Origin of the sequence: Mycobacterium sp. (assembly GCF_035603715.1) — a bacterium.
Lineage (GTDB): Bacteria > Actinomycetota > Actinomycetes > Mycobacteriales > Mycobacteriaceae > Mycobacterium.
In genome coordinates this window covers 1-10,086 of sequence record NZ_DATNJW010000008.1, presented here as the reverse complement: position 1 = coordinate 10,086, position 10,086 = coordinate 1, and the positions used below count along the sequence as shown (strand labels likewise).

Here is a 10,086-nt window from a genome sequence, read left to right as displayed (position 1 = left end):
AGTCGCGGGGCACCTGGGGAGCGAACACCTGGTCAGCCAGGACCTCGGTCCACAGTGAGTGCATGCCGCCCTCGGGGTCGCAGATGCTCATCGGTGTGAAGGTGTCGCCGTGGTATCCCCCGCGCCAGGTCATCAGCCGATGCTTGCCGGGTAGGCCGCGGCCGCGCCAGTACTGCAGCGCCATCTTGACCGCGACCTCGACCGAGACCGATCCGGAGTCGCTGAAGAATACGGTTTCCAGGCCGTCCGGAGTGATCTCGACGAGAAGCTGCGCTAATCGGGCGGCGGGCTCGTGGGTGAGACCGCCGAACATGACGTGGTTCATCGTGGCCAGCTGGCTGGTCATTGCCGCGTCCAGCACGGGGTGGCCATGACCGTGGATGGCCGTCCACCAGGAGCTCATCGCATCGAGCGCCTGAACGTGCTCGCCGTCGCGGACGAGTGTGAGCCAGGCGCCGCGGGCGCCGACCGCCACCACCGGGGGCACCGCCTCGGCCCCGATCGTGCTGTAGGGATGCCACAGGTGGGCCGCATCGATCGCGCTGATCTGTGCGGGCGTGAGCCCAGACGTCCCTGCGGCCGCAGAAGTCATAGAGAACGAGGGTAAAGCAGTCGCTCCCGAGCCCCGCGCGCTCAGCGTTCGCTCGCAGAAATGACGGGCATCCGGCAGCATTGAGGCCACCATGGCCTCGCCGCAGCAGTTCGATGACCCGTCTCCCAGCCACCACGAAGACCCCCCGCCGCGAGTGCTGCGATTGCGCCTGGTCCCGTGGGACGTGACCTCGGTCCTGGCGCTGCTTGCGCTGCTGGCCGCCATAGCCTTCGGGACCGATTGGTATTCCAGGCTTTTCGGCTTCCTGAAGGACGTCTGCACCGGAGATTGCCCGCCCGCACCCATGGGTGTGGATTTCTACATCTACCCGGTGGTGTTCGGAGGCATCGGCGCCGCGGTCGCAGCGGCACTGCTCGGACCGCTGGTGTCGTTGTTGAAGGGTTGGTATCTGTCCTTTTGGCCGGCCTTGGCGATCGCCCTGGTGCTGTTCGCCTCGGTGGCCGGCTCGGCGCTGACCGACTTCAGCAGCAAGTATTGGCACGAAGACCCGAACATCGTCGACGCCCCTGAGTGAGAGCGAAATCACAACGGACCGCGCAGGTTTGAGGCTTCGGCACGCTAGCGATCACCGTTCGGTCACGTTACGACAAAAAATCCAGCTCAGAGGGTCTGCACAGTGGCTCCGACAGGCATTTGTTGCCACAGTGTCCGTAGTGACTGTTGTGAATTCAGCGGTTCACCGACGGGTCCCACCCCGCGCCGATTTCGGTGGCGGCGTAAGGCCCCCAACGGGGCGGGCCAGCGTATGGGTCTCCGGGGTGAATCGGGAATGGCGGCAGAGGCGTGAAGTCACCGCGCCGAAGCCACAGAGAGGTGATCAACATGAGACGCAGCTTCGCCGTCCCGTCCAGCCTGGCCCTGTTATTGATGCTGCCGATGGTCAACCCCCACGTCGCAAGCGCTGACCCCACTGGCCCGACGCTCGTGGGCTACCAGCAGTCGACCAGCTACGCGATCCAGCGCGCGCTTTCTCAGCGCAACGTGCCGTTCCTCTACGGCGGCGGCAACGCCGCGGGCCCCACCCGCGGCACCGGACTGAAAGCCAACGTCGTCGGCTTCGACGCCTCCGGCCTGATTCAGTACGCCTACGCCGGCGCCGGGGTGAAGATGCCGCGCACCTCGGCCGAGCAGTGCAACGTCGGCCGCAAAGTCGCGCCGTCACAGGCACGCCCGGGCGACCTGCTCTGCTACGGCCCGGGCGGCACGCAGAGCGTCGCGATGTACCTGGGCAACAACCAGATGATCGAGGCCACCGAGCCCGCGGTCACGGTCACTCCGGCACGCACCAGCGGGATGGTTCCGTACCTGACTCGCATCCTGGAGTCCTGACCGGACAGCTCACAGACCGGTTTTCGCGCACGCGCGTCGGCCGGCGGATTAGGTAGATTGTCTGTCAATCATGACTGTCTCCCTGACCCGCCCGGCCGACGCCGGCGTTGCGCCCTCCGCGCAACCCGCGTCGGAAAACCGGGAAGGCTTCTACCGCCACGACCTGGACGGGCTGCGCGGTATCGCCATCGCGCTCGTCGCGATGTTCCACGTCTGGTTCGGTCGGGTGTCCGGTGGCGTGGACGTCTTCCTGGCTCTTTCCGGTTTCTTCTTCGGCGGAAAACTGCTTCGCACGGCACTCAAGCCGGCGTCGTCGCTGGCGCCGTTACCCGAGGTGGTCCGGTTGGTCCGCCGATTGCTGCCGGCTCTGGTGGTGGTGCTGGCCGGATGCGCGGTGCTGACCATCCTGATTCAGCCGGAGACGCGGTGGGAGACCTTCGCCGACCAGAGCCTGGCCAGCCTCGGCTACTACCAGAACTGGGAGCTGGCCAACACGGTCGCCGACTACCTGCGGGCCGGGGAATCGGTCAGCCCGTTGCAGCACATCTGGTCGATGTCGGTGCAGGGCCAGTTCTATATCTCATTCCTGGCGCTGGTCTTCGGTTTCGCGTTCCTGCTCCGACGCCGGCTCGGCGATCGCTTGCGGACGGCATTCGTGGTGCTGCTCGCCACACTGACCGTGGCGTCATTCGGCTATGCGATTTTTGCGCACCAGGCCAGCCAGGCAACGGCGTACTACAACAGCTTCGCGCGGGCGTGGGAGCTGCTGCTGGGGGCGCTCGTCGGTGCGCTGGTCCCCCACGTCCGGTGGCCGATGTGGCTGCGGACGACGGCCGCCACCATCGCGCTGGCCGCGGTGCTGTCCTGCGGCGCACTCATCGACGGCGTCAAGCAATTCCCCGGCCCGTGGGCGCTGGTCCCCGTCGGGGCTGCCCTGCTGTTCATCCTGGCCGGCGCCAACCTGCAAGCCGACCCGGCGACTCGTGACGACCTGCCCCTGCCCAACCGGCTGATGGCGACGGCGCCGCTGGTGCGGCTCGGCGCTATGGCCTACTCGCTATACCTGTGGCATTGGCCGCTGCTGATCTTCTGGCTCGCCTACACCGGTCACGCGCACGCCAACTTCGTCGAGGGCACCGCGGTCCTGCTGATCTCCGGCGTGCTGGCCTATGCGACGAACCGGTACATCGAAGAGCCGCTCCGGCTGCGCCGAGCGGCCGGCGCCGTACCACGGGCGACACGGGCGGTGCCTTGGCGGACCCGGCTGCGTCGCCCGACCATAGTGCTGGGCTCGGTCGTTGGCCTGCTCGGCGTGACGCTCACCGCGACCGCGTTCACCTGGCGCGAGCACGTCAACGTCGAGCGGGCCAGCGGCAAGGAGCTCACTGGCCTGAGCTCAAGCGACTATCCGGGCGCACGAGCCCTGGTCAAACACCTGCGGGTGCCCAGCCTGCGCATGCGACCCACGGTGCTGGAAGCCCAGACCGACTACCCGCCGTCCACCCGCGACGGCTGCATCGGTGATTTCAAGAACACCGACGTGATCACGTGCAGCTACGGCGACAAGAACGCCACCCGGACCATCGCGCTCGCCGGCGGCTCGCACGCCGAGCACTGGCTGACCGCGCTGGACCTGCTCGGGCGCAGGCATCACTTCAAGGTCACCACTTACCTCAAGATGGGCTGCCCGCTGTCCACCGAGAAGATGCCGCTGGTGATGGGCAACAACGACCCCTACCCGGAGTGCCGAGACTGGGTGCCCAAGGCGATGGAACGGGTGGTGGCCGACCATCCCGACTTCGTGTTCACCACCTCGACGCGGCCGTGGAACATCAAACCCGGCGACGTGATGCCCGGGACGTACGTCGGCATCTGGCAGACGTTCTCCGACAACAACATTCCGATCCTTGCCATGCGAGACACCCCGTGGTTGGTCAAGGACGGTCAGCCGTTCAACCCGTCGGACTGCCTGGCCAAAGGCGGCGACGCGGTGTCGTGTGGCATCAAGCGCTCCGACGTGCTCGCTGACCGCAACCCCACCCTCGACTGGGTCGAACAGTTCCCGATGCTCAAGCCGCTGGACATGAGCGACGCGGTCTGCCGCGCCGACATCTGCCCGGCGGTAGAAGGAAACGTGTTGGTATATCACGACGCTCACCACCTGTCGGCTACCTACATGCGCACCATGACCAACGAGCTCGGCCGGCAGGTCGGCCCGGCCACCGGTTGGTGGTGAGACCCGCCCGGGGCGGTCAGAGCCAGCACAGCGGGCAGATCCAACCGCCGTTAAGGTCGTGAGATGCCCCCGTCAGACCCGACCAATGGCGCCGCTGCGGCCCCGCCTGCGCTGGCCACTGTCTGGCCAGGCAGCAGCTACCCGTTGGGCGCGAACTACGACGGCAGCGGCACCAACTTCGCACTGTTCTCCGAGATCGCCGAGAAAGTCGAACTCTGCCTGATCGGTGACGACGGTCAGGAATCTCGGTTCAACCTCGACGAGGTCGACGGCTACGTGTGGCACGCGTACCTGCCGGATGTCACCCCCGGGCAGCGCTACGGCTTTCGGGTGCACGGGCCGTTCGACCCGGCTGCAGGCCATCGCTGCGACCCCAGCAAGCTGCTGCTCGACCCGTACGGCAAGTGCTTTGACGGGGAGTTCAAGTTCGACCAGGCGCTGTACTCCTACGATCTCGCCGTCGCCGCCAAGGACCCCGCCGAGACCGGCACGCCACCCCGGGTCGACTCGCTTGGACACACTATGACCAGCGTGGTGATCAATCCGTACTTCGATTGGGCGAATGACCGCGCGCCGCGCACGCCGTATCACGAGACGGTGATCTACGAGGCCCACGTCAAAGGGATGACCCAGAGTCATCCCGCCATCCCCGAAGCGTTGCGCGGAACCTATGCCGGCCTGGCTCACCCGGCGATCATCGACCACCTCAAATCGTTGAATGTCACCGCGATCGAACTGATGCCGGTGCATCAGTTCATGCACGACCACCGTCTGCTGGACCTGGGCCTGCGAAACTACTGGGGCTACAACACGTTCGGATTCTTTGCCCCGCACGTCCAATACGCCGCCAACAGACGCGCCCGAAGCGCGGTCACCGAATTCAAGTCGATGGTCCGGGCATTTCACGAGCAGGGCATCGAAGTCATCCTCGACGTGGTCTACAACCACACCGCCGAAGGCAACCATCTCGGCCCCACGATCAACTTCCGCGGCATCGACAACGCCGCCTACTACCGGCTGGTCGACGAGGATCTGCGGTTCTACAAAGACTTCACCGGCACCGGTAACAGCCTCAACGCCCGCAACCCGCACACGCTGCAGCTCATCATGGATTCGCTGCGCTATTGGGTGACCGAGATGCACGTCGACGGCTTCCGCTTCGACCTGGCCTCGACGTTGGCCCGCGAGTTCTACGACGTCGACCGACTTAGCGCCTTTTTCGATCTGGTGCAACAGGATCCGATCGTCAGCCAGGTCAAGCTGATCGCCGAACCGTGGGACATCGGCGAGGGCGGCTACCAGGTCGGCAACTTCCCAGGTTTGTGGACCGAGTGGAACGGGAAGTATCGCGATACTGTGCGTGACTATTGGCGGGGTGAGCCCGCAACACTGGGTGAGTTCGCGTCCCGGCTGACCGGGTCGTCGGACCTCTATGAGGCAACCAGTCGCCGACCCGGTGCAAGCATCAATTTCGTCACCGCTCACGACGGATTCACGCTCAACGACCTCGTCTCGTACAACGAGAAACACAACGAGGCCAACGGCGAAGACAACCGCGATGGCGAGAGCCACAACCGGTCGTGGAATTGCGGCGTCGAGGGCCCGACCGATGACCCGGAGATCCTGGAACTGCGCGAGCGGCAGATGCGCAACATCATGGCTACCCTGATGGTGAGCCAGGGCACGCCGATGATCGCGCACGGCGACGAAATCGGACGCGGCCAACACGGCAACAACAACGTGTATTGCCAGGACTCCGAATTGTCTTGGATGGACTGGTCTCTGGTCGATAAGAACAGCGAGCTACTGGAGTTCACCCGCAAGGTCACGGCATTGCGCAAGGCCCACCCGGTATTTCGCCGCCGACGGTTCTTCGACGGCGAGCCGATCCGCAGCGGCGACGAGGTGCGCGATATCGCGTGGCTGACACCGGCGGGCAAGGAGATGCAACCGCAGGACTGGGGCGGTGAATTCGGCAAGAGCATCGCGGTGTTCCTCAATGGCGAGGCGATACCGGAACCCAACGCGCGCGGCGAGCGGGTCGTGGACGACTCGTTCCTGATGTGCTTCAACGCCCATGGCCACGAGGTCGACTTCATCATTCCGCCCGACGACTATGCCACCGAGTGGACGGCCGTCCTGGACACCACCGACGCCACCGGCTCGATAGAGCTGGTCGTGCACGACGGCGACGAGGTTTCGCTACCCGGCCGGGCATTGCTTGTATTCCGTAAGACCAAGTGACGCATGGTCTTTCCGGTACTGTCGACTTACCGGTTGCAGCTTCGTGGTGCCGCGAGCGGCTTCGGTTTCACTTTCGCCGACGCTGAGAATCTGCTCGACTACCTCGACGATCTCGGGGTGTCGCATCTGTATCTGTCGCCGATTCTGACCCCGGTCACTGGGTCCGGGCATGGCTACGACGTGACCGACCCGACGACGGTGTCGCCCGAACTCGGCGGCGCAGAGGGTCTGGCGCGGCTGTCGGCCGCCGCACGCGCCCGCGGCATGGGCCTGATCGTCGACGTCGTCCCCAATCACGTCGGCGTGGACCAGCCGATGCAGAACCCGTGGTGGTGGGATGTATTGCGGCACGGCCGGTCATCGGCATACGCCTCGTTCTTCGATATCGACTGGGAGCTCGGCGATGGCCGAGTTGTGCTGCCGGTGTTGGGTTCTGACGACGACGTTGCTGACCTGACTGTCGACGGCGACGTGCTACGCCTCGGCGATCTGGCGTTTCCCATTGCACCGGGCACCGATGACGGGACCGGCCCGCAGGTGCACGACCGGCAGCATTACCAGCTTGTCGGGTGGCGACGCGGTGTGGTCGGATACCGGCGGTTCTTCTCGATCACCTCACTCGCCGGGCTGCGGCAAGAGGACAACGCGGTGTTTGACGCCAGCCACGTCGAAGTGCGCCGGTGGTTCGCCGAACGACTGGTCGACGGTGTGCGCATCGATCATCCGGACGGATTGTTCGACCCGGCTGGATATTTGACCTGGCTGCGGGAACTGGCCGGGCCCGAGGCGTGGATCGTGATCGAGAAAATCCTCGCTGTCGACGAGGCGCTGGAGCCGACGCTGCCGGTCGATGGCACCACCGGCTACGACTCGCTGCGCGAGGTGGGCGGTTTGTTCGTCGACCCAACCGGCGCCGAAGCACTGACGGCGCTGTACGAGTCGACCGGGATCGACTATTCCGCGACCCCCGTGGTGCTGCGCGACCTCAAAGCGGCCGTGGCCACCGACACGCTTGGCAGCGAACTGGCTCGCCTGTGTCGCGCCATCGCCACCGCCGCCGGCGCCGACCATCCGCAGCTTCCCGACGCCGTGGCGGCACTCCTCGGTCACATCAACGTGTACCGCTTCGACTACCAGGGCTTGGCCGCCACGCTGTCGACCGCATTGGCCGAAACCGAATCTGTTGCACCACAACTGCAGCAACCGCTGCAGATCGTGGCTGCGGCGTACGCACGCGGAAGAGAGGCCGATGCCCGACTGCAGCAGTTGTGCGGCGCGGTCACCGCGAAGTCGGTCGAGGACTGCCTGTTCTATCGCGACGCTCGCCTGGTCTCGCTCAACGAAGTCGGCGGCGAGCCGGCCCGGTTTGGTGTCGGCGCGGCGGAATTCCATGCCAGCGCCGCCACCCGGGCGCGGCTATGGCCGCACGCGATGACGACGCTGACGACCCACGACACCAAGCGTGGTGAAGACGTCCGGGCTCGCATCGGGGTGCTGTCACAGGTCCCGTCGTTGTGGACCGAGTTCGTCGCCCGCTGGGAGACGATCGTCCCCTCCCCCGACCGCGCCACCGGATTGTTTCTGTGGCAGAACATCTTCGGGATCTGGCCGACGAGCGGCGAGATCACCGACGAATTGCGGGATCGGCTGCACGGCTATGCCGAGAAGTCGATTCGCGAAGCCGCATTGCACACCACCTGGAACGATCCCGACACCGACTTCGAAGACGGCGTGCACAGGTGGATTGACTCCGTCCTCGACGGCCCGGTTGCCGCACAGCTCACCGAACTCGTCAACCAGCTCAACACCCACGCCGAGAGCGACGCATTGGGTCAGAAACTGATCGCGCTGACGGCACCCGGTGTCCCCGACGTATACCAGGGCACCGAGCTGTGGGACGACAGTCTGGTTGACCCCGACAACCGTCGCGCCGTGGACTACGCCACCCGCCGCGAAGCATTGAAGTCTTTGCAGCACAAGAAACTCCGCATCATCAAAGCGGCACTACGGGTGCGGCGCGCCCGGCCGGAAACCTTCTTAGCGGGCAGTTACCATCCGGTGCTCGCCGCCGGAATCGCTGCGGATCACGCGGTGGCATTTCGTCGCAGTGATGATGTGCTGGTTGCCGCCACGCGTTGGACGGTACGACTCACTGAGACCGGTTGGGGCGACACCGTTGTCCCGTTGCCAGCGGGTACATGGACCGATGCGTTGACCGGCAGGGTGTGGTCGGGATCGGTGGCGGCCGCTGATTTGTTCGCCGAGCTACCCGTGGCCCTCCTGGAGCGCGACGATGCATGAATTCGCGGTGTGGGCACCGAAACCGGACACCGTGCGGCTCGACGTTGACGGCACCGTGCAACCGATGGAACGCGACGCCGACGGCTGGTGGCGGACTACCGTCGAGGCGGCCCCGAACGCGCGCTACGGATATCTGCTCGACGACGACCCGAAACCGCTGCCCGATCCGCGATCAGCGCGCCAGCCCGACGGGGTGCACGACCGCTCGCAGCTGTGGCAGCCCACACCGCGAGACTGGACGGATGGCGAATGGCGCGGTCGTTCGGTCCAGGGTGCGGTGATCTACGAGCTGCACATCGGCACATTCACGCCGGCGGGCACCTTCGCCTCGGCGATCGACAAGCTGGACTATCTGGTCGACCTCGGCGTCGACTTCGTCGAAGTGATGCCGGTGAACGCGTTTTCCGGCCAGCACGGCTGGGGCTACGACGGGGTGCTGTGGTACGCGGTGCACGAACCTTACGGCGGACCCGACGGGCTGGTCCGATTCGTCGACGCCTGCCATCGCCGCGGCCTGGGAGTGCTGATCGACACGGTGTTCAATCACCTCGGCCCGTCGGGCAACTACCTGCCACGGTTCGGGCCCTACTTGTCGTCGGCCAGCAACCCGTGGGGCGAAGGCATCAACATCGCCGACGCCGGATCCGACGAGGTGCGGCGCTACATCATCGCCTGCGCGCTGCGCTGGATGCGCGACTTCCACGCCGACGGTCTGCGGCTGGACGCGGTGCATGCGCTCTTCGACACCACCGCCATCCATCTGCTCGAGGAGCTGTCCGCCGAAACCGACGCGCTGGCCGAGCAATTGGGCCGGCCGTTGTCGCTGGTCGCCGAGAGCGACCTCAACGACCCGCGAATGATCACGCCCCGCGCCGACCACGGTCTCGGCATGGCCGCGCAGTGGGACGACGACATCCACCACGCCATCCACACAGCGGTGTCCGGTGAGCGTCAGGGCTATTACGCCGACTTCGGGTCGCTGGCCACCCTGGCAAAGACGTTGCGCGAAGGCTTCTTCCACGCCGGAACCTACTCGTCGTTTCGGCAGCGGCGCCATGGCCGTCCGTTGGACACCGCGACCATTCCGGCCACCCGGCTGCTGGCCTACACCTGCACGCACGACCAGGTCGGCAACCGCGCGCTCGGGGACCGGCCGTCGCAAAACCTGACCTACGGCCAGCTGGCCGTCAAGGCAGCCCTGGTGCTCGGTTCGCCCTACACGCCCATGCTTTTCATGGGCGAGGAGTGGGGAGCGTCGACGCCGTTCCAGTTTTTCAGCTCCCACCCGGAACCCGAGCTGGCCCGCGCTACCGCCGAGGGCCGCAAAAAGGAATTCGCCGACCACGGGTGGGACGCCGACGAC

6 protein-coding genes and 1 pseudogene are annotated in these 10,086 nt (G+C 65.9%); 6 read left to right on the top strand and 1 reads right to left on the bottom strand.

Going from position 1 to position 10,086, the window contains the following annotated elements:
* The coding region (locus tag VN856_RS00230; RefSeq protein ID WP_325685127.1) for an aminotransferase class III-fold pyridoxal phosphate-dependent enzyme at nt 1-592 on the bottom strand (592 nt) is incomplete at its 3' end.
* 91 nt (nt 593-683) lie between these two features.
* Between VN856_RS00230 and VN856_RS00225 the strand changes: the two genes are divergently transcribed.
* From VN856_RS00225 to treZ, 6 genes and pseudogenes are all read left to right on the top strand, one after another.
* Complete coding sequence (locus VN856_RS00225) at nt 684-1,127, top strand: hypothetical protein (RefSeq protein ID WP_325685126.1); 444 nt, start codon at nt 684-686, stop codon at nt 1,125-1,127.
* Nucleotides 1,128-1,435: 308 nt separating this feature from the next.
* A pseudogene (ripD, locus tag VN856_RS00220) lies at nt 1,436-1,933 on the top strand (NlpC/P60 family peptidoglycan-binding protein RipD); the annotation flags it as partial.
* A 76-nt stretch (nt 1,934-2,009) separates the two neighbouring features.
* Nucleotides 2,010-4,178 (top strand): acyltransferase family protein, encoded by a 2,169-nt coding sequence (locus VN856_RS00215; RefSeq protein WP_414686837.1) that lies wholly within the window; start codon nt 2,010-2,012, stop codon nt 4,176-4,178.
* Between the two features lie 63 nt (nt 4,179-4,241).
* Nucleotides 4,242-6,422: a glycogen debranching protein GlgX gene (gene glgX, locus VN856_RS00210; protein ID WP_325685124.1), complete on the top strand. Its 2,181-nt coding sequence runs from the start codon at nt 4,242-4,244 to the stop codon at nt 6,420-6,422.
* A gap of 3 nt (nt 6,423-6,425) precedes the next feature.
* Nucleotides 6,426-8,723, top strand: coding sequence for a malto-oligosyltrehalose synthase (treY, locus tag VN856_RS00205; RefSeq protein ID WP_325685123.1), 2,298 nt, complete (start codon nt 6,426-6,428; stop codon nt 8,721-8,723).
* Nucleotides 8,716-10,086: malto-oligosyltrehalose trehalohydrolase (gene treZ / locus VN856_RS00200; protein WP_325685122.1), on the top strand; the 1,371-nt coding region annotated here is incomplete at its 3' end. The genes treY and treZ, both read left to right, overlap by 8 nt.